This window comes from Aequitasia blattaphilus (assembly GCF_024721305.1).
GTDB classification, from domain to species: Bacteria; Bacillota; Clostridia; order Lachnospirales; family Lachnospiraceae; genus Aequitasia; species Aequitasia blattaphila.
This window is the reverse complement of record NZ_JAMXOD010000003.1, coordinates 91898-113327: the sequence shown is the minus strand read 5'-3', so window position 1 is coordinate 113327 and position 21430 is coordinate 91898. Positions and strand designations below refer to the sequence as shown.

Annotated in this window: 19 protein-coding genes and 2 pseudogenes; 20 read left to right on the top strand and 1 reads right to left on the bottom strand. The window is 39.1% G+C overall.

Annotated elements, in window-relative coordinates:
* Nucleotides 1–277: 277 nt before the first annotated feature.
* The 18 genes from NHH15_RS03155 (at nt 278) to NHH15_RS03070 (ending at nt 20215) form a co-directional block, all read left to right on the top strand.
* Nucleotides 278–1744 (top strand): FAD-binding oxidoreductase, encoded by a 1467-nt coding sequence (locus tag NHH15_RS03155; protein ID WP_262065194.1) that lies wholly within the window; start codon nt 278–280, stop codon nt 1742–1744.
* Nucleotides 1719–2501 carry an electron transfer flavoprotein subunit beta/FixA family protein gene (locus NHH15_RS03150; RefSeq protein ID WP_262065193.1) on the top strand — a complete coding sequence of 261 codons (783 nt, stop codon included), beginning with the start codon at nt 1719–1721 and terminating at the stop codon, nt 2499–2501. Before NHH15_RS03155 ends, NHH15_RS03150 begins: the two co-directional genes overlap by 26 nt.
* A complete protein-coding gene (locus tag NHH15_RS03145; RefSeq protein WP_262065192.1) occupies nt 2498–3463 on the top strand; it encodes an electron transfer flavoprotein subunit alpha/FixB family protein in 966 nt (321 codons plus the stop codon). Before NHH15_RS03150 ends, NHH15_RS03145 begins: the two co-directional genes overlap by 4 nt.
* Nucleotides 3456–4886, top strand: coding sequence for an FAD-binding oxidoreductase (locus tag NHH15_RS03140; RefSeq protein WP_262065191.1), 1431 nt, complete (start codon nt 3456–3458; stop codon nt 4884–4886). The genes NHH15_RS03145 and NHH15_RS03140 overlap by 8 nt, the downstream gene beginning before the upstream one ends.
* Complete coding sequence (locus tag NHH15_RS03135; RefSeq protein WP_262065190.1) at nt 4843–5625, top strand: electron transfer flavoprotein subunit beta/FixA family protein; 783 nt, start codon at nt 4843–4845, stop codon at nt 5623–5625. Before NHH15_RS03140 ends, NHH15_RS03135 begins: the two co-directional genes overlap by 44 nt.
* 9 nt (nt 5626–5634) lie before the next feature.
* Nucleotides 5635–6606 (top strand): electron transfer flavoprotein subunit alpha/FixB family protein, encoded by a 972-nt coding sequence (locus NHH15_RS03130; RefSeq protein WP_262065189.1) that lies wholly within the window; start codon nt 5635–5637, stop codon nt 6604–6606.
* 12 nt (nt 6607–6618) lie between these two features.
* Nucleotides 6619–7200: a glycerol-3-phosphate responsive antiterminator gene (locus NHH15_RS03125; RefSeq protein ID WP_262065188.1), complete on the top strand. Its 582-nt coding sequence runs from the start codon at nt 6619–6621 to the stop codon at nt 7198–7200.
* A gap of 23 nt (nt 7201–7223) precedes the next feature.
* Complete coding sequence (locus tag NHH15_RS03120; protein WP_262065187.1) at nt 7224–8348, top strand: betaine/proline/choline family ABC transporter ATP-binding protein; 1125 nt, start codon at nt 7224–7226, stop codon at nt 8346–8348.
* Between the two features lies 1 nt (nt 8349).
* Entirely contained in the window at nt 8350–9921 is a 1572-nt protein-coding gene (locus NHH15_RS03115) for an ABC transporter permease/substrate-binding protein (protein ID WP_262065186.1), read from the top strand.
* A gap of 188 nt (nt 9922–10109) precedes the next feature.
* Nucleotides 10110–10892: an SDR family oxidoreductase gene (locus NHH15_RS03110; protein ID WP_262065185.1), complete on the top strand. Its 783-nt coding sequence runs from the start codon at nt 10110–10112 to the stop codon at nt 10890–10892.
* A gap of 31 nt (nt 10893–10923) precedes the next feature.
* Nucleotides 10924–12354 (top strand): FGGY-family carbohydrate kinase, encoded by a 1431-nt coding sequence (locus tag NHH15_RS03105; protein WP_262065184.1) that lies wholly within the window; start codon nt 10924–10926, stop codon nt 12352–12354.
* On the top strand, nt 12296–13120 hold the full coding sequence (gene surE, locus NHH15_RS03100; RefSeq protein ID WP_262065183.1) for a 5'/3'-nucleotidase SurE: 825 nt from the start codon (nt 12296–12298) through the stop codon (nt 13118–13120). Before NHH15_RS03105 ends, surE begins: the two co-directional genes overlap by 59 nt.
* A gap of 188 nt (nt 13121–13308) precedes the next feature.
* Nucleotides 13309–14046 carry a hypothetical protein gene (locus NHH15_RS03095; protein ID WP_262065182.1) on the top strand — a complete coding sequence of 246 codons (738 nt, stop codon included), beginning with the start codon at nt 13309–13311 and terminating at the stop codon, nt 14044–14046.
* Nucleotides 14047–14102: 56 nt separating this feature from the next.
* Nucleotides 14103–15872 carry an FMN-binding protein gene (locus tag NHH15_RS03090; protein WP_262065181.1) on the top strand — a complete coding sequence of 590 codons (1770 nt, stop codon included), beginning with the start codon at nt 14103–14105 and terminating at the stop codon, nt 15870–15872.
* A gap of 66 nt (nt 15873–15938) precedes the next feature.
* Entirely contained in the window at nt 15939–16472 is a 534-nt protein-coding gene (locus tag NHH15_RS03085) for a signal peptidase I (protein WP_262065180.1), read from the top strand.
* Nucleotides 16469–17608, top strand: a complete 1140-nt coding sequence (locus NHH15_RS03080; RefSeq protein WP_262065179.1) for an Ig-like domain-containing protein — start codon at nt 16469–16471, stop codon at nt 17606–17608. Before NHH15_RS03085 ends, NHH15_RS03080 begins: the two co-directional genes overlap by 4 nt.
* A gap of 11 nt (nt 17609–17619) precedes the next feature.
* Entirely contained in the window at nt 17620–18648 is a 1029-nt protein-coding gene (locus NHH15_RS03075; RefSeq protein WP_262065178.1) for an FAD:protein FMN transferase, read from the top strand.
* A gap of 115 nt (nt 18649–18763) precedes the next feature.
* Nucleotides 18764–20215: an RNA-binding domain-containing protein gene (locus tag NHH15_RS03070; protein WP_262065177.1), complete on the top strand. Its 1452-nt coding sequence runs from the start codon at nt 18764–18766 to the stop codon at nt 20213–20215.
* Here NHH15_RS03070 and NHH15_RS15840 read toward each other — a convergent pair.
* Nucleotides 20197–20406, bottom strand: a pseudogene (locus tag NHH15_RS15840) (hypothetical protein); the annotation flags it as partial. The gene NHH15_RS03070 and the pseudogene NHH15_RS15840 overlap by 19 nt on opposite strands.
* Nucleotides 20407–20520: 114 nt before the next feature.
* Between NHH15_RS15840 and NHH15_RS03065 the strand changes: the two are divergent.
* Both NHH15_RS03065 and NHH15_RS03060 read left to right on the top strand, forming a co-directional pair.
* Nucleotides 20521–20796, top strand: a pseudogene (locus NHH15_RS03065) (DEAD/DEAH box helicase family protein); the annotation flags it as partial.
* 246 nt (nt 20797–21042) lie between these two features.
* On the top strand, nt 21043–21345 hold the full coding sequence (locus tag NHH15_RS03060) for a hypothetical protein (protein WP_262065176.1): 303 nt from the start codon (nt 21043–21045) through the stop codon (nt 21343–21345).
* Nucleotides 21346–21430: the final 85 nt, after the last annotated feature.

Here is a 21430-nt window from a genome sequence, read left to right as displayed (position 1 = left end):
TCTGCAAGTAACTTGAAATAATCATATAGCGATACCTTTTTTTTGTCAATCAGTCAAATGAACCAAAAACGAATTTCAAATCCTATACATAATGCACAATTGACAATTTTACTATTCTTGTTTATATTGAGATTAGTTACAAACAGAGATAAAGAGAAAAGTAACTCGTAGTGTCCTAACGAATAGGATATTGACGGGGAAGTTTTCTCTTTTTTTATTATCTAAAAATAGAGCGTTCCCCACAGGCACAGTTCATTGTTGAAAGGAGAGCAAGAAAATGGAATTACAAAAAGAGCGGATAGTTGAGGAACTGATTAATATTTTGGGCAGTGACAGAGTTATCACAGATGAGACAGTCTTAAAAGAAAGTAGCTTGGATCGCTACAGAAAATTTGAGCAGGTGCATGAAATATACACACAGCCAATGCCGGCAGCAGTTGTGTATGTGGAGTCAACAGATGAGGTGAAGAAAGTATTGATGTTTGCCAATGAACATGGAGTTAACGTCGTTCCAAGAACGGGACAGTCTGCAATTGAAGGCGGACTGGAAACAGCAAAAGAAAACTCTATTGTAGTAGATGGATCGGGAATGAATAAAGTACTTAAGATTGATAAGTATAATATGCAGGTTACAGTACAGTGTGGTGTTCCATTGCAAGAATTAGATGATATGCTAAGAGAACAAGGATATACAACTGGCCACTCTCCACAGTCAAAACCTCTTGCGCAGTTAGGTGGATTAGTTGCAACCAGGAGTATTGGACAGTTCTCCACGCTATATGGTGGAATAGAAGATATGGTAGTCGGATTGGAAGCAGTATTTCCAAATGGAGAAGTGTGCCGTGTGAAAAACATTCCAAGAAGAGCAGCAGGTCCAGATATCAGACACGTTGTCATTGGAAATGAGGGAGCGCTTTGCTACATTACAGAAGTGACAATTAAAATTTTCAAGTATCAACCAGAAAATAATCTGTTTTTAGGATATACGATTGACAATATGAAAAATGGATTTGATGCATTAAGAGCTGTTATGGTAGAAGGATTTAAGCCTTCAATCGCAAGACTTTATGACGCAGCAGATGCAAGTCTTCATTTTGACTGGTCAGGAGATAAAAATGTATTGATTTTCATGGCAGAAGGTCCAAGTGGAATTACAAATGCAACAGCCAAAGGAATCGATGAAATCGTCAAAGGATTTCCAGGAGTAGATACTGTTGATTCTAAGATTATTGAAAAATGGTTTGCAGGACTTAACTGGGGACCGGAAGAAATTGCAGAAGAAAAGTTGGAGATATTAGCAACCAATAATATTGGTATTACAACGGAAGTTTCAGGATGCTGGGATTGTATCTATGAGATTTATGACAATGCTTGCAAGAGAATTATGGAGGAAGTTCCAGACATGACATTAATGGGAGGACATTCTTCTCATAGCTATATCAATGGAACCAATATGTATTTTGTTTACTATTATAATGTAGTAGATTGTACTCCTGAAGAAGAGATTAATAAGTACCACAACCAAATCAACAGAATTATTTGCGAAGAGGTTATTAAATATGGCGGTTCTATCGTTCACCATCACGGACTTGGAAAAGCCAGAGCGCATTACGTATGGGAAGAATATGGCTCATCTTTCTATATACTGGATACGCTTAAAAAGGCATTTGATCCGAACGGTATCATGAATATGGGAACATTAATCCCAATTAAGCACAATGAAAAGCATCCTTGGGAGTTTTAAGGTTGTACCGGATTTAGATCTTCTGTCTACAGAAGATTGGGAGCCAGGAGATAATCACCTGGTAGATACAAGCTTTGTCAAATCCATGTTGAATGTATTTGACGAAAGCGCATTGGAAATGATGCTTAAGCTCTCTGATATGGGAGAGGGCTTAGGCACTTCCATTAAGCTTAATGGCGTTACGATAGGAAATAAGATATGTGATAATTATCTGAAAACCTTGTATGCATTAGGCTTTGATAGAGCCGATCGGATTGAGAGTGATGGAGATGTTTTGTTTGAGCCGGGGAAAACTACGGCGATAATGAAAGATTACATAGATAGAAATGAAATGCCAGATTTGATTATTATGGGTAGTAAAAGTGCAGATAATGCAAGTGGGTGCGTGCCTCTTTTTCTGGCTGAGGAATTAAAAATACCGTGTGTGACATCTGTAATCAATATGGAACTTTTGGAGAACGATCGAATAAGGGTCACGAATCTATATGATGGAGGAACACAGATTCGCGATATACAAGGAGCTTTTATCGCAGTAATCGGTGATGTTCCAGGTACTTATCTTCGCGTACCAACCTTAAAGGATCGTATGAAGAGAGGTAAGAAAGAAATTGTACCTGTTTCAATAACAAGTGAAGATAGAACAGGAGCTCATACTCTTGTAAATTCTTATCCGGTGATTGAAAAACGAGAAGGTATAATTGTTTCAAAAGAAGATTTATATCCCTTCTATTTAAAGGAAAGGATGATGAAATTATGAGATGTCAGATTATCTTAAATGCTTTTAAGGGAGATTTGGAGAAGCAATTGGAAGAAGTGAATTGCTTTATTTCCGAATCACGAGAGGATATAGAATTGAATAACGTACTTATCATCGGTGGAGACGAAATGGATGGAGATGATAAGGAGAAGCTAACGGAAATGGTCCCCACATCCTCCGTTATTTTTGTTTTCATGGAACGGTATAACAGTGAAATTCTTTTGAAATATCTGGAGACGATAGTTGAAAAGGAAGATATCTGCATTTTTAGTTCTGGTTATATGGGATTGGAAATAGCACCCAGACTGTCCTACCGATTAAAGGGAAGTGTTCTAACAGATTGTGAGAGATGCTACGAAAAAGAAGGAGGGCTTTTCGGTGAGAAGAAGTTCTATTCCGGTCATATGATGGGAGAGTACAAGCTTTTAAATACACCCGTTTTTCTCTGTCTTTCAAAAGGACAAAAACGGTTGCCTGCAGAGAGTGGGATTGAGACGAAAGCTACAGAGGTATACCTAAAGGATGATGGGGATTTCTTCTCAAATGTAAAGCAAGTCGAGGCAAAACAGGAAGAAGATTTTACGAAAAGCTCCTTTGTATTAGTTGCAGGGAAAGGTGCAAAAAATCAAGGAACCATTTCGCAGCTAAGGGAAATGGGAGAGCGCATTGGCGCATCTTTTGGAGTCTCCAGACCAGTGGCGATGAATGGATGGGTTCCAATGGAACGATTAGTGGGAGCCTCAGGAGCAATATTAGCACCAAAGATTGCGATTGTAGCAGGGGCGTCCGGTGCACCGGCACTTTACGTAGGGGTTGAAAAAAGTGATTTCATTATTGCAATCAACAATGATGAAAAAGCACCAATCATAAAAAAAGCAGACATAGCAGTAATCGGTGATGTGACGGAGGTTTTAGAAGCAATTGTAAAAGAAATTCTGGGAGAGGAAGAAGCAAATGAGTAGAGAGATATACCCGATGGAAGAAAAATACCAGGAATACCTGACAGATGAATCCAAAAATCAAGGGAGTGCAGTTAGTATTTCTTTTCCGGAGTCAGAAGAAGAAATCCAAGAAATTATGGAAACTCTTGGAAAAGAGAATATTCCGGTTACAATCCAAGGCTCTATGACAGGAATTGTGGGTGGAAGTGTCCCTGTAGGTGGACATATTATGAACCTACAGAAAATGAAGAGGATAGAGGCATATACAGATAATGATGGTCCGACTGTAACTTTGGAGCCGGGAGTAAGTTTGGAAGAACTGGAGCAGGGAATTAATCGGAATTTCAAGGGGAAAGGGTATTTTTGGCCCCCTTCTCCAACAGAAACGACAGCTAGTATAGGTGGGGTATTGGCTACTGCTGCGAGAGGAATTAACATAGCTTACTATGAAGACACGAGGAAGTATGTCTCAGAGATTCATTTGGTGGATGGAATGGGAAAGCTTCACATATTGGATAAAAGTTCACTCGACACGGTAATCGGAAGTGAAGGTCTGTACGGGGTTATCACAAAAGCCACTTTGCTTTTGGAAAAGAAACCGGAGGAGAATTGGGGAATCACCTTCTTTTTTGAAGAATTAGCCCAGGTTAATGATTTTGTGAATGGAATAGAAGAGATAGAAGATACTCCGTTTGGTTACATCGTTGCAATGGAGTATGTTGACCGTGCTTCCATCGATTTAGTCGAAAGCAAAAAAGAGTTTATGACAAAAATAAAAGAACTGCCGGACGTAGAACCTGAATTCAACCATTTGCTCTATATTGAGATTGGAGGAAAAGAGGATGCAATCACGCAAATAGCCGAGAAACTGATGGAGCTTGTGATTCAATGCGATGGTAATCCAGATAAAGCGTGGGCGGTAATGGGTGAAGCGGAAATACAGAGAATGCGTGCCTTTCATCATAGTGTGGCAGAATGTACGAATCTCTTTATTGAAGAAGCACGAAGAAACGATGACAGGATCACGAAATTAGAATCCGATATGGCATTGCCTGGACTCTCATTAAAAGAGTGTGTGGAATTTTATACGGAGGCGGCAAAGGCGAATAATATAGACATTACAATATTTGGACATGTAGAAGGAAGATATCTTCATGCCAATATTCTTCCGAAGAATTATGATGAGTATGAGAGAGGAAGACGCCTTCTATCATTCTGGAATCAGAAAGCTTATAAGAAATATAAAAAGATTACGGTAGAACATGGAATTGGTAAAGTAAAAAGTGATTTGGCAGGTTGTATTTTCACGAAAGATCAAATTGCTCAGATAGAAGAGCAGAAGAGAAAGTATGACCCCAATCGATTGTTAAATCGAGGAAATATATTCAGTGAGGATGCATATGATAAAGATTGCAGTGTGTATGAAGCAGGTTCCGGCTTATAGTGAAGGAGACATGGATGAAAAAACTGGTCTTATGAAACGAAGTGGACTGGAAACCATTACAAATCCTTATGATTTATCAGCCCTAGAGGCAGCACTTCGCATCAAAGAAGAAGCAAATGCCACGGTCGATGTGTTTTCTATGGGACCAGAGAATGCAGAAGCTATGATAAAGGATGCCTATGCTTATGGGGTGGACAAAGGCTATCTGTTAACGGATTCAAGATTCGGGGGTGCAGATGTACTCGTGACATCTTACACTTTGATGCAGGGGATTCTTGCAGTTAATAAATATGATTTGATTATATGTGGAAAGCAGACAACGGACGGAGACACATCTCAAGTAAGTCCGGCACTGGCAAAATGGTTAGGACTTCCAAATTATCAGGGAGTCATAAAGCTTTTGGAGATATCCAATGATGGCATGGAGATTCATCAGGATCTGGGAGAATTTATTCAAGTTTTGAAAATAAACTATCCTTGTTTGATTTCAGTGAACCGAGAAGGGTTTGTTCCACGAATGCCTTCTTTTAAGGGACGGTTAGAAAGTAAAAACAAAAGTGTAAATGAGATGTCTATTGACAATCTGGAAGATGGTGATGTGAATCATTATGGAATCAAAGGCTCCACAACAAAGGTTAAAAAAATCTTCCCACCAAAAAGAACACAAGCAGTGGAAGCACAGGTTTTAGAAGGAATGGATGGAGCAATGGAGATACTGTCCTTCCTTAGGAAGGATTAGGAAAGCAATATGAGAGAAGAGAAAGGAATATTTGTTTTCTTAGAGTATACCAGAGGGAAAATTGAAAAAGTAAGCTTGGAATTGATTGCCAAGGCTTGTGAATTGCAAAAAATCTGTAATGAGCCTGTTTACGGCGTAGCAATTGGAGAAGAAAGTAAGGAGATTGAATCACAGCTTTGCAGCCTGCCGATTGAAAAAGTGTGGTGGTATATCCAGGAAGGTGCCTGCCTTTCCGAGTTGTGGGAGGAGGCAATGGTGGAATGCATCGAGAAAATTTCACCTTCCATTTTACTCCTTGGAGGGACACCAATTGGAAGTGGATTTGCTTCCCGCATTGCAGTAGCGATGAAAACAGGGGTGACAGCAGATTGTACAATGCTTGAATTTGATGAGAATAGGAATCTGGTTCAAACGAGACCGGCCTTTGGTGGCAATATTATGGCAAGTATTTTGACGGAAAGAACAAGGCCTCAAATTGCAACAGTAAGACCGGGGATTTTTCCGGCTCTTACAGACAGTAGTGGAAAGACAGTAGTTGAAAAGAAGACATTAGGTCAAAAGAATAAATCACCCCAGTTGTTGGCACGAGAGGAAAAGGAAGAGAAGGGAGGAATTACAGATCAGGAGATTTTGGTAGTTGCGGGAAGAGGAGTGAAAAAAAAGGAGGATTTGGAGCTTTTAAGAGAGTTGGCTCACCTTCTGGGAGGAGAGCTTGCTTCCAGCAGAGCGCTAGTGGAAAAGGGATGGATGTCTCAAAAAGCCCAAATCGGAGTATCGGGAAATGTGGTCAAACCAGAGGTGATAATAACCTTTGGAGTATCCGGAACAATTCAGTTTATGACTGGTATGAAGAATGCAAAGAAGATTATCGCAGTGAATATAGACAAGACAGCGCCTATTCTCAGTGTGGCACATTTGCCTATAGTAGGAGATTTGTATACAATAGTACCAAACCTAATAACCCTTTTAAAGAAAGAATAAGTGAGGTCAGATATGGAGAATGCATTACAGTATTTTTTGGATAGTACGGAAGGAACACCGATAATTGCAGGGATAAAAAATGATGAGTGGCTAAAGGCATGCAAAGAGTCCTCTTGCGACATTGTTTACATTTTGTATGGAGATGTGTGCAGTATTGCAGACATTGTAGAGGAAGTGAAGGAAGCCGGTAAAATGGCGGTTGTACATGTGGATTTGATCACAGGATTATCTACACGAGATATTTCAGTGGATTTTATCAAGAAATATACGAAGGCAGACGGAATCATTAGTACGAAACCATTTTTAATAAAGAGAGCAAATGAGCTGGGTCTTTTTACGGTACAGAGATTTTTTATGATTGATGCGATTACTTATGCAAACATCAAGAAGCATGTAAAAGAGAATAATCCAGATGTTGTGGAAATTATGCCAGCAGGTCTTACGAAAATGATTCGGTATGTATTGGAGCAGGTGGATAAGCCTTTGGTGGCCAGTGGATTAGTTCTTGACCAAGAGGATGTAATGGGTGCCTTAAAGGCAGGAGCGATAGCTGTATCTACGACAAATATGGAGGTGTGGAAACTTAATGAGTAAAAAGCTAAGAGTGGAGGGAGCGGATGATTGAGTTTAAAAATGTGTTCAAGGCATACAAAGGGAACAAGGTCATATCCGATATCTCTTTTACGATTAATACCGGTGAGTTTGTTGTAATTATCGGAGCGAGCGGATGCGGGAAAACAACGACATTAAAAATGATTAACCGTCTAATTGACCCCACTGCAGGGCACATATTAATCGATGGAGAAGATATCAGTAAAAAAGATCTCATAAAGATGCGAAGAAAAATGGGATATGTAATCCAACAGACCGGATTGTTTCCACATATGTCTATAAAAGATAATATTGAGATTATACCGAAGGTGGAAAAATACAGTAAAGAGGATATACAAAAGAAAACGTACGAGCTTATGGAGATGGTTGGACTTAATTGCGAGGAGTTTTTGGATCGTTATCCTGCGGAGTTAAGCGGTGGACAACAACAACGTGTAGGAGTGGCAAGAGCTTTTGCGACAGATCCTGATATTATCTTAATGGATGAGCCCTTGTCAGCTCTCGATCCGATTACGAGAATCGGATTACAAGACGAGTTGGTGGAGCTGCAGAGAAAGCTGAAAAAGACGATTGTATTTGTGACCCATGATATGGATGAAGCGATAAAGATTGCAGATCGAATCTGCATCATGGATAAGGGACATATCGTACAGTATGATACCCCGGAAAATATTTTAAAGAGTCCAGCAAATGATTTTGTATCAGAATTTGTAGGGAAGAAACGTATTTGGGCTTCTCCTCAGTTTATTAAAGCGAAGGACATAATGGAGGAGAATAATATTACGGGCAACGGCAACTTATCTCTTTTTAAAGGAATGGAAATTATGCGCAGTGCCAAAGATGACGCATTGATGATTGTGGAGGCAAAAACAAAAAAGATACAAGGTGTTTTGTATGCACAGAGCGTTCCCTTTGATATGGACCGTACTTTGCCTATAAAGCAGGTGATGGAAGAAAACTACATATATGCCAGTCCAGAGGATTCAATACTGCAGGTGTTAAAGGCTGTAATGAAAAATGATATCTCCAGTATTCCGGTAGTGGATGCGGAGGGAATGCTGCAGGGTGTTATTACGAGAAGCACTTTGATTGCCACTTTAAGTCAACAGTATATGAAAGAGGAGGTATAAGATGGGATTTATAGATTATATAATAATGAACCGGAATCAGATTCTGTCACTCCTTTTGAACCATATACAGTTGACGGCGATTGCAGTGGGTTTGTCTCTTTTAATTGGAGTACCTCTTGGTATTTTAATCTGTTACGTTCGAAAATTGAGTAAGCCTATTATAGGTCTTGCCAACGTAATCCAGGCAATTCCCAGTATGGCAATGCTGGGGTTTGCAATTCCTTTTCTTGGAATCGGGACATTACCAGCGGTTATCACAGTTGTGTTATATTCGTTACTTCCGATAATCAAGAATACATATACAGGGATTGCGAATATCGATAAGGATATGGTAGAGTCTGCAAGAGGAATCGGACTGACAAAGTTTCAGATATTAACGAAGGTACAAATTCCTATTGCGTTACCTGTTATTATGGCAGGAGTTCGTATATCAGCGGTAACAGCTGTCGGTATGATGACAATCGCAGCATTTATCGGTGCGGGGGGATTGGGATACCTAGTCTTTTCAGGAATCCGTACAGTCAATAATAATCAGATTTTAGCAGGGGCGATTCCCGCCTGTTTACTTGCCCTATTTGTAGATTATTTGGCGGGATTAGTCGAAAAAATCGTGACACCAGTTAGTCTTCAGAATTCGGAAAGAGTATCATTAGCCCTTGTAAAAAAGAGACGGAAGCATCAAAAAATAATTCTGGCAGTTTGCGCATGTATGGTGGCAGTTCTTTTTCTTTATACGGGAATTAGTACAAACAAAAAAAGTGATAAGTCGATTACAATTGCAGGAAAGGATTTTACAGAGCAAAGCATTTTAACTCATATGCTGGCAGATATGGTAGAAGACAGGACAGACATTGAAGTGCGCAGAGAAAGTGAGTTGGGAGGAACTCAGGTCTGTATGGGAGCTTTAAAAACAGGAGAAGTAGATATGTATATTGAATATACAGGAACAGCCTATGGTGATACCTTAAAACATCCCATGTCCAGTGACATGAAAAAAGTATACAATACAGTTAAAAAGGAATTTAAAGAAGAATTTGATATTGAAGTTTTGGAACAAATGAACTTTAATAACACGTATACGTTAGCGGTTCGGCCGGATACAGCAAAAAAATATAACCTGACCACTATTAGTGACTTGGGAAAAGTGTCTCCGAATCTAACCTTTGGCGCAACCTTGGAATTTCTAAATAGAAGTGATGGATTTCCAGGACTTTCTGAAGTCTATCGTATTAATTTTAAAGAAACCGTTGGAATCGACGGCTCTCCTAGGTATACAGCCCTCAACAGTCAAGAGACTGATGTTGTAGATGCTTTTGCAACAGATGGGCTTATTAAGAAGTTTAATCTTCAAGTTCTGGAAGACGATAAAAATTTCTTTCCACCTTATTATGCTATTCCGGTGATACGTGGAGAAGTTTTAGAAAAATATCCAGAGATACAGGAGCCGATAGAGGAATTAAGGCAGATTCTAACGGATGAAGTGATGATGGAATTAAATTATAAGGTAGATGAGTTACAGATGACTCCAAGAGAGGTTGCAAGAGAATATTTAGAAGATGCAAATCTTTTATAACTTTGTGAAAAACTACCAAAAAAGTAATAGATTATTGGGTGATTTCCTGATATTGACAATAGAAATTATGGCTCGTATAATGAGGTTAGTTACTTAACAGAGACGGAGAGATGAGTGACTTTTACCAAGTTTTGGTGAAAGTTGCTCTTTTTTTGTCTAAAAAAATGAAAAAGTGGAGGTATTACAAAATGGGATATGACATTAATGAATTTGGATTGGATTTCTTTGAGATTAAGGGGAAGAATGTAGTCATTACGGGAGGAAACAGTGGTCTGGGACAAACCTTTGCTCTTTCATTAGCAAAAGCCGGTGCAAACATCTTCTGTGCAAGCTATGTGGATGATGATGGTACGACAAAAAAATTAATCGAAGGTGCTGGGGTACGATATGAGTTTATGCAAGCAGATATATCTGTTAAGGGAGTGCCAAAGACAATCGTTGAAAACTGTGTGGAAAAATTCGGTAGCGTTGATATACTAGTGAACTGTGCAGCGATTTGTAATATCAATGATGTTTTAGACTTTGACAGAGATGACTGGGATCCAATGATTGCAATCAATCTCACAGCCTCTTTTGAGTTGAGTCATGAGTGTGCAAAATATATGATTCCTCAAAAGAGTGGTAAGATTATTAATATCTGTTCTTTATTCTCCTTCCTTGGAGGTTTAGGTTCTCCTGCATATGCGGCAATGAAACATGGGCTTACAGGGCTGACTAAGGCTTATGCAGATGAGCTTGGTAAATACAATATTCAGGTAAATGGAATTGCACCAGGATATTATGCAACTGATATTACGGTACAGACGAGAAGCAATCCTGAAACAAACAAAAAAGTATTGGATCATATTCCAGCAGAAAGATGGGGAGAAAGACAAGACTTAATGGGAGCGTGTGTATTCTTAGCAAGCAAGGCTTCGAACTATGTAAACGGAACGATGCTAGTTGTTGACGGTGGATATCTTGTACGCTAGGAAATGATAACTAAGGGAAGGTACTTAAAAGATGAGTGAAAAATATATTATCGGAATTGATGAAGGCTCTCAAAGCGCCAAGATTTTAATTTTTGATACAAAGGGAAGAATTGTGTGTGAAGGAAAAGAAGCATTACGTCCTTACAATCTTCCAAAAGTTGGATACGTTGAGCATCCTGATGATGATTGGTGGACAGCTATCTGCGTTGCAGGAAAAAAGTGCATGGCAAATTTTAAAGGAGATGTGAAGGACATTATAGGTATTGGTCTTTGTACAATTCGTTATTGCAGAGCGTATTTAAAAGAAGACGGAACCTTAGCACAGCCAGCACTTAGTTGGATGGATGTACGAGTGGCACAACCTTATGAACATACAAATGGTGATGTGAAATATATTGTGGCTTCTTCGGGATATATTACCCATAGATTAACAGGTGAGCGGAAAGATACGGTTGCGAATTATGAAGGGGTTTGGCCAATTGATATAGACAATTGGAGATGGTCAGATGAAGAAGAGGCATACAAAACCACAGGAATGCCAAGGGAAATGCTTTTTGATTTGGTAATGCCTGGAGAGATTCTTGGATACGTTACGAAGGCTGCAAGTCTTGCAACAGGGTTGCCAGAAGGCCTTCCAGTGGTTGCAACTTCAAACGACAAGGCTGTTGAGGGACTTGGATCTGGTTGTGTTGGTGAAACGACAGCGTGTGTGTCTTTAGGAACATATACAGCAGCAATGATGGAAGGGAAAGAAAATTTAAAGAATACAAAAGCAGTATGGCCCAAATTTTCTTGCATTCCGAATAAGTATCTTTATGATAGCAATGGCATTCGAAGAGGAATGTGGATGATTAGCTGGTTTAAGGATATTTTAGGTGAAGGATATGAAATCGTCGCAAAGAACAAAGGCATTTCACCGGAAGAACTTCTCAGCGAAGAGGCGGCAGAGGTTTCTGTGGGAAGTGATGGATTGGTAATGGTTTTAGACTGGCTGGCACCGGTAGACGCTCAGTATAAAAAAGGAATGATGATTGGATTTGATGGACGTCATACTCGAGGCCATATATATCGTTCTCTGCTGGAAGCGGTAGCAATGACAATGAAACGCCACGTGAATGATATGACAGATGAGTTGAAAGTGGGATTAGATAAAATCATCATTACAGGCGGTGGATCCAATAGTGATTTGTTTATGCAGATTTTTGCAGATGTCTTTGGGATTAAGGCGGTTCGTAATGAAGTAAATGGAGCGGCAGGTCTTGGATCGGCGATTTGTGTTGCCATAGCATGTGGTGTATATGAGAATTTTGATGAAGCAATTGAAAATATGGTGCGAATTAAAGATGAGTTTATTCCGAAAGATGAAAATGTGGAAATATATAAACGAATAAGCGAGGTTTATGATGGAATTACAGAATACACCGACCCCTTACTCAAACAAATGCATAAAGTTTTCAAATAGGAAACCTCGTATCCTTATCACAAATGATGATGGCATTCTATCCCCGGGAATCCAGGCAGCAGCAGAAGCTGTTGCAGATTTGGGAGAGCTCCTAATCATTGCACCAGACAGACAGCAGACGGCTATGGGACGATCTTTTCCGAGACAAGCAAATCAAGGAATTATAAAAGAAGTAGCTCTTACACTAAACGGCAAAAAGAGAGTAGCATACTCTATTATTGGTTCGCCGGCATATGCAGTCGCCCATGGTGTTTTGGAGATGACAAAGCGTAAACCGGATTTATGTATCAGCGGAATAAACTACGGTGAAAATTTAGGGCTTTTACTGACTTGTAGTGGAACGCTAGGTGCGGCGATGGAGGCGAATTCTCATAGGATTCCTGCACTTGCCTTTTCAAGAGAGGCAGAGGTAAGTCAACATTTACTTTCTGATTATCCGAAATTGTCGTGGGAAAAGGAAAAGAGTGTGGTACGTTTCTGGACTGAAAAAGTTTTAAAGGAAGGTATGATAAAAGAGTCCAGTATCTTAAATATTAATATACCGAGGGAGATTCAAGCGAAAGAGGATTTTAGAATCACGAGGCAGGCAAGTGAGAATTATTTCGAATTTATTCCACCGAATAAGCGGGATTTGGATACGCCCTATGAGTTAAAATCTCAGAGAATAATACCTGAGAATAGATTGAATAAGAATTCAGACATTTATGTATTTGCTATTGAAAACAAAATATCAGTGACACCTTTGACGTGGGATTTTTCTATATAAGGGTACGAAAGAGAGGCTTAAACGGTCTCTCTTTTTTGCGGAAAAGTAAAAGAGATTTTTTATCATATAATTGATAATGATTTACATTATCAATTAAAAGGATTAAAATAAGCCTATTCATAACGCAGGAATAGAAATGTTATGAACGTACTATCAGATAGATTTATAAAAAGGAAAGAGGTAGAAAAATGGAAAAGAGGAAAGCAGTATTCAGTAATAAAGTATTACTAATTGTTGCAGCTGTAGCATTAACGATGGCAGCAGCAGTAGGATTTACTTATGCATGGTTTACAACATCAGTAAATATGGGAAATACATCAGTAAACATGGGACGACTTCAAGTGGAAGCAACATTTCCAACAGAAGATGAAGCCGTTGTATATGAACCGGGATTAGAAGTAGAGAAAAGCGGAAGCTTAAAAAATACTGGGAGCATGGCATCCTTTGTTAAGGTAACCATTGAACCAACAGTAATCAAGAGATCGGATGAGAACGGAAATCCAACAACTCCAAGTGCTCCAATTACAGATGACCCTAATGTATTGCAGATTTTTGATGATTCTTTACTGGGTTATAAGATGGAAGGAGAGGAGGGAGCAGACAGCTTTTACTGGTATAAAGACGGGGAAGGAAATTATTACGTGCTTATGGATGGAAATGCAGCTCCGGACGTGAATTATACCGTTGCATTTAATGGTTCTGGAATGGGAAATGATTATCAAGGTGCAGAAATTATTATCTCAGGAAATTGGAAGGCGACTCAGGCACTGGAGCAAGCAATTGTTGATGAATTTGGTGTAGACTTTGATAGCTTAGAGTTTATTGCGAATGATTTAGGAGCTTCACCAGTTGGCAGAAGTGCAAGAGTGGCAATGACAGCAGAGCAAGCAGAGGCAAAAGCGGCTGCAATTGTAAAACAACAATAGGAAACCCAATCTATTCTGATAATACGAAACAAATAGTGTTTACTTAGGAGGTATTCATGAAAAGGAAAATGGAAAAAATTTTAAGCACTTTTTTGGCAGCGGCAATGGTACTGGGACTTATGGGGGTAAATGGACTGACTGCTCATGCAGCATATTTATCAGGAGTTTATGAAGGTACCGGCGAGGGCTTTAAAAGTAATATAGTAACATCTGTGACAGTTGAAGATGGATTGATTTCAAACATCGAGGTTACCGCTCAAAATGATACAGCTAAATTCTGGAATAAAGCGTATCCAGAAATGGCGAATCGAATTATCGCTGCACAATCCACAGATGTTGATTGTGTTTCAGGTGCAACATACTCTTCACAAGGGATTATTGATTCCGTTAAGGATGCATTAGCAAAAGCAGAAGATGTGTCAGTACCTGTTGACAAAGGAGAACTTAATGAGTTGATTACAACTGCATTGGAAATTGATCAAGATGCATATACATCAGCCAGTGTAGCAGCGTTTACAACAGCACTTGAAAATGCTCAGTCAGTTGCAGGAAATGAGAGTGCTACCCAAGAAGAGGTAGATGGAGCAGTGGCAGCTCTGAATCAAGGAATCGCAGGTCTTGTACTTAAGGAAGAAGAAGGCACGATTCGGGATTTGTTAAGTCGGTTAATTGAAAGCGTAGAAGCTATGGATTCGACCTTGTATACACGTACGTCATGGTCGGCAGTTACAAGACCTTTAAACAATGCAAAAAGTGTTTTGGGGAATGGTGAGGCGACAAATGATGAGCTTGAAAAGGCATACAATGAATTAAAGGCACCAGTAGATGCTCTTGTAGAATACATCTCAGGAGATAAAAGAGTTTCAACTCTTGATGAATTAAAATCAGTAGTGCCAGATATGCGCAGTGGTGAGACTGTTTATATTGAGGAAGATATTGACGCAGTTTCCAGTGCAACTCTTAACACCTATGAGGATATTACCATTGATGGTCAGGGACATACCTTGGATGGTAATAAATCAAATGGTTTTGTATATGTTAGAGGTGGTACATTGACCATTAAGAATACGGTGTTTAAAGATGCTGCTCAATATAAGGGAAATAACTTGATTGCTGGAGCAGCAGTATATGCAAGACGTGGAAATGCGATTATGGAGAATTGTGCTGTAATTGGTAATAATAGCCGCCAAGGTGGTGTATATGTAGGAAATGGTTATACCTTGGATGTCACCAATTGTACCTTTGTTGATAATAGCGCAACGAATGTTGGAGGCTCAATTATGGCAGCAAATGGATCAACTTTGACACTTGCAAATACAGTGTTTGCTGGTGGCGGTGCGTCGGATTTATCGGTAGGAGACACGGCAACATTTATTGACAATGGTTATAATGTAACTCTTGGTGAGTATACAAAATGGATGAATCCGGATGGAACCCTAATAGGTGGAAAAAATCATCCTGTTATGAATTGTATTCCGGCTGACAATGTTTACCTTCCAACAACTGATCTTACAGGAAAGGCTCGTCCAGTTGAAGGAAAAGGAGACATTGGTTGTTATGAAGCAGATGCTGTAGCGTTGGATAGTCTGAAAATTGCAGAAGGCTCTTTGGTGACAGTTTCGAAGAAGAAGACTGTGACAATTGATACAAAAGCAACACCGGAAAATGCAACCAATCAGGACGTGACATGGTCTAGTGGAAATCCGGCTGTGGCAACAGTGGATGAAAATGGTGTCGTAACACCGAAAAAGACGGGTACGGTGGTTATTACAGCAACCACGGCAAGTGGTATCAGTGCAAAAACGGTAGTACGTGTAACAAATTAATCAGCAAATGAATACGTTGTGACAGGTGGCAGACGAAGTCTGTCACCTGTTATATGTGAGGTTTATGTGAAAAGTAAAGTGATAAAAGCGGTGGGAAATCTAGTGTTTATAGCAATTCTGCTGGCATGTTCTGGCATTATTGTTTTATCAGCTACTGGTAGAATGGAAGAAATCCGATTGGGCGGGAAATCAATGTCTGTTGTTTTGACGAATAGTATGAGTCCGGAGATTGAAGCGGGAAGCTTGATTTTCCTGACAGAGAAGCCAGGTGCAGAGATTGTGGAGGGTGATATCATCAACTATGAAACCGGTGGTATTAGGCTGACCCATAGAGTGGTAGAGGTATACGAAAGTGACAATAGCAGATATTATATTACCCAAGGAGATGCCAATCAAGATAAGGATGTGAAACCGGTTCAGGATACGCAGATAAAAGGGGTGGTTACAGCCAGTGTACCAAATCTGGGACGAATTGCAATTATGATGAAGCAGCCTTCCTTTATTTTATCTCTTTTTTCTTTACTTCTTGCAGTGAACCTCTTTTTTAAAGCGTTAACAATAGATAGAATCGAAGAACAGGATAAGGAAATAACGATATGAAAATAAAACAAATGAATATTGCAGGAGTATTGATTTTATCTTTACTAATCAGTTTTTTTAGTCCCGGACTGACAAAGGAAGTAAAGGCGGAGGAAAGAATTCAAGTATCCACATTTGCAGAACTGAATCAAGCAGTTGCAGATGAGGGTGAGAACAGGGAAATTGTTTTAACGGCAAATTTAACAGCAGATTTAGAAGACCGTATTATTTGTACTGGAAATGTCACCATCAACGGGAATGGATATACCATTGATGGCCAAGGGGCATACGGCGTTTTTAATGTGGTGGGTGGAAAGTTAACACTGCGAAACTTAAGCATTAATCATGCAAAATATATGCTTTGGGGTATGTATAATGGAAAAGGTTCTGCGGTTTTGGTCGAAGAAGGAGGCAGTCTTCGTATGGAAAACTGCACCGTTGTAAACACTTCATCCAGTTGGGGAAGCGTTTATGTGGACAGTGATTGTTATGGAGAAATAGTCCATTGTACTTTTGCTGGAAATTTTGCAACTGGCTATATTGCGAATACCATTTGTGTTGATGGGGCAAGTATGGCTCAGGAGATTTATTTTGATTATGAATCTTCCGTGGTGGATGGAGGCTATAATCTGATTTCTTCCATTAACACGAATTCAACGGGCTTTTTGAATGAAACAACCGTTATTGAAGGTGGGTATTATGGTGAAATTGATTGGATTACAGATTCGCTTGACTTCAATCCGGCAGTAGGGTATCTCCCATTAATTGAAATGGAAAATAGTCCGGCAATGAATAAGATTCCAGCAGACAATATTAATTTGCTGCCTTTTGATGTGATTGGAACAATGAGACCGCAAGCAGGTTTAGGCGATATTGGTGCTCATGAGGTAATAGCGCAGATTACAGAGCCAGAAAGCGTTAAAATTGTAGGAAATGCCTTTCGGACGATGAAAAGGAATGGATCTATGAATATAGAGGTGCAAATCACTCCTGAGTATTTAAGTGATGCAAAGGTATCTTTTATAAGTAGTAATCCTTCTGTAGTCAGTGTAGATGAAACCGGACACGCAGCAGGAAATAAAATTGGGACAGCAGTGATTACTGTAAATACAGAAAATGAAAAATCACACAGTATTACCATTCGCGTGACCCCTTAAGGATAAGTAGAATGAAAAGAAAATGGAAAAAAATAAAGTGTTTTTGCATGCTGCTTTCCGTAATCCTCGCCCAGGCTGGTTGTAGTAAGCAAGAAATACCAAAACTTGTAACAACCACTCAAACGGATCTTTTGGGGACTGCAATCAGCATATCTCTTTATCAAGATGCAAAGGAGATTCGGGAAGTCTGTATGGAAAAGGTGGCAGATATTGATAAAAGGATGTCGGCTAATTTGGAGCATAATGAAATTGCTCAAATTAATAACAGTGAAGGGCAGCCTGTTGAAGTTGAGAAGGATGTATACCAATTGCTGGAAATTGCGAAAGAAGTATCGGAAAAGTCAGATGGAGGGTTTGACGTAACCATTGGGGCGCTTACCACTTTGTGGAAAAAGGATGGGATTTTTTCGATTTTGCCGGAGGAAGAAGCAATTTTGAAAGGCAAGGAATTGGTTCATTATCAGGATTTGGATTTACAAGATGGAAAGGTTACTTTGAAAAAGGGAATGAAGTTAGATTTTGGAGGAATTGCAAAGGGGTATGCTTGTGATCAAGTGGTAAATATTTTAAAAGAAAATCAGATAAACAGTGGGCTTCTGGACTTTGGTGGAAATATTTATGCTTTAGGAAAGAAGGAGGATAATAGCAAGTGGAAGGTTGGAATCAAGACACCAGAGACTGGGGCAGGGGATTTGCTTTGCGCAGTGGAGGTAGAGGACAAGAGTGTTGTTACATCGGGAGTTTATGAGCGTAATTTTATCCAGGACGGTGTAACCTACCACCATCTTCTGGACCCAAAAACAGGTTATCCTTCTGAGAGTGATTTAAAATCCGTTACAGTTATTGCAGAATCATCAACCCTGGCAGACTGTTTGACGACAGCAATTTACGTACTGGGACTGGAAAAAGGAAAAGAGTTATTAAAAGAGTATCCACAGGTAGAGGGTATTTTTGTGACAAAGGAGAATGAAGTTTTTCTTAGTGAAGGAATTGGGGATGGTATTCAGCTTATGAATGAAGATTATCGGATTGTAAAATGAAAATAATAGAGATAAAAAAGAACAATGACATCTTTTGAGATGACCGCTAAATTGTGTATAATATAGAAAAATATGATATACTTAAAAATAGTAAAGAGGTATAGGAGAAGCTATCATGGATGCAAAAGCGATGAAACAAGTTCTGGATGTCGGTGAGACAATTGCTGTTGAGTTTAAAAGATGTGGAAATGGTATTGAAAGCGATACCTATGAAACCGTATGCTCTTTTTTGAATCGATTTGGTGGTGATATTTATCTCGGTGTGAAGGATAACGGAGAGGTTAGGGGGGTATCTGAAAAAGTGGCGCCGGAATTGGTCAAGAATTTCATAAAGAATATAAATAATCCAAATATTCTGCAGCCAACAGTCTACTTAGAACCTAAAATCATCAAATATGAGGGGAAAACAATTATTCATATCCACATCCCACCAAGTTCAGAAGTTCATAGTTATAAGAAAGACATCTATGATCGAGTGGATGATGCGGATATAAAGGTTACAGCAACAAGCCAGATTGCGGCATTATATATAAGAAAACAAAATATTTATACAGAGAAGAAAGTGTTTCCGTATTTAGAATTAGAAGACCTGCGATTAGATTTATTACCGAGAATTAAGCAGATGGCAATTAATCATGCGGGAGGTAAGCACCCATGGGAATCAATGAATGACGAAGATGTGTTGAAAAGTGCAGGATTATATGGCAAAGATGCTGTCACGGGGAAGGCAGGATATAATTTGGCAGCAGCGATGCTATTAGGAAAAGATTCAATGATTCTATCGGTAGCACCGGGATATAGAACAGATGCTTTATTGAGAAAGGTTAATGTAGATAGGTATGATGATAGGTTGATCGTGGAGACCAATTTAGTTGAAAGTTATGATCTACTGATGGGATTTGCAGAAAAGCATCTTTGGGATAAGTTTTATCTTGAGGGTGACAGAAGGATGAGTCTTAGGAATATTATTGCAAGAGAGATGTTGGTCAATACATTGATTCATCGAGAAATAACCAGTTCTTATATTGCGAAGTTCGTGATTGAAAAAGATAGGATGTTTGTGGAAAATGCAAATCGTGCAACTCATGATGGGGTTTTAACACCAGATGACTTTGAACCTAATCCTAAGAATCCTATTATTGCTTCGTTTTTTAGGAATATTGGATTATCAGATCAATTGGGTTCAGGTGTGCGAAACTTATTTAAGTATGGGAAATTATATTCCGGAACAGAGCCCAAGATAATTGAGGGTGATGTGTTTAGAATTGTGATGCCGCTAGATGATGAGTATTCGTTTGATATGAATACCAAAATCAGCGATAAAAAATCAGCGATAAAAATCAGCGATAAAAAATCAGCGATAAAAACCAGCAATAAAAAATCAAAGAATTACGTAAGGATACTTGCCTACATGAAAAATAGACAAGCGTATAAAACAAAGGAGATTGCTGAAGTATTGGGGATTCAGTCACCGCAGACGAGAAGTTTATTAAATGATTTAGTTAAACAAGGTAAAATAGAGGCTTTGGGGGAAAATAGGAATCGGACTTACAAGCTGAAGGAATGAGGAATGAATGCTGGTTCGATCTCTTTAAGCTTAAAAAAGTTATGAAGCTTATTGTCCGGGAGTAATTGAGACAGTTCAAATGGGCTATACCCGTTTAGGTTGTCTCTTTTTTCGCTATTGATATGATTCATAAGTAGAGTAACTTTCTCTTCATCCAAGTCCTCAAATGATGTTCCCTTTGGCTTGACATATCACGAAAACGAGAAATGCGAACAAATGTTCCTTTTCGCTGTACTTTTCAATATTGCTGTGTTAGAATATATGAAGATTCTTATGAGCTAAATGTCGATTTGGGAGGATATTTTATGGCAGATTTCAACTTAAAAGCACCTTTTGAGCCAACAGGTGATCAACCACAGGCGATTGAACAGCTGGTTGCCGGGTTTAAAGAGGGCAATCAAGCTCAAACTTTACTCGGAGTTACCGGTTCTGGAAAGACCTATACGATGGCCAATGTCATTCAGCAACTTGGGAAACCAACGCTAGTCATTGCCCATAATAAGACTTTGGCTGCACAGCTCTATGGTGAGTTTAAAGAGATGTTCCCAGACAATGCAGTTGAATACTTTGTATCCTATTACGTTTTGATGGTTCTTGGTGGCATATACAGTGTTGTTTAATATTGCGATTGCCATATGTTGTGGCTTGGGTGGAGTGAGTGGACGGTGAAATACTGGGTGGAATGGGTGGATTTGTGACCTTGATTCGTAATGAGATTTGATTTATAGTGACAGCGAAGTTGGAGAGGAGAGCCTCTCTTTTTTTCTTATAAGGCGTTATACTATATTTAAAAAAGCAAAATGATTTAGCGGAGAGGAGTATAATACATGTTACCATTAGTTGTTTTTACAAAGGAAGAAGAGTTAACTGAATTAACAGGTCTTTCATATCAGGAGTTACGAGAGAATGGATTTGATTTAGGCGATTGGGACAGGGGAATGCAAATTATGCAGTGTATACATGAACACAAATACTATGACTGCAATGATGATGAGTGTCTTCTTGATAGTAATAAATTTTGTTATATGGAAACTGTCTGGAAAGACGGATATGAAAAGTTTTTTAGAAAATTGAATTCACAGGAACTGCTGGAGTGTACGGAATATGACGAATTGAGATTTCGCGATTGAAAATCAGTAAATAACGTTCATTTTACAGGATTTGCAACTTGCTATTGTTGACTTTCATATCGAAATAAAGTATCATGTCGATATG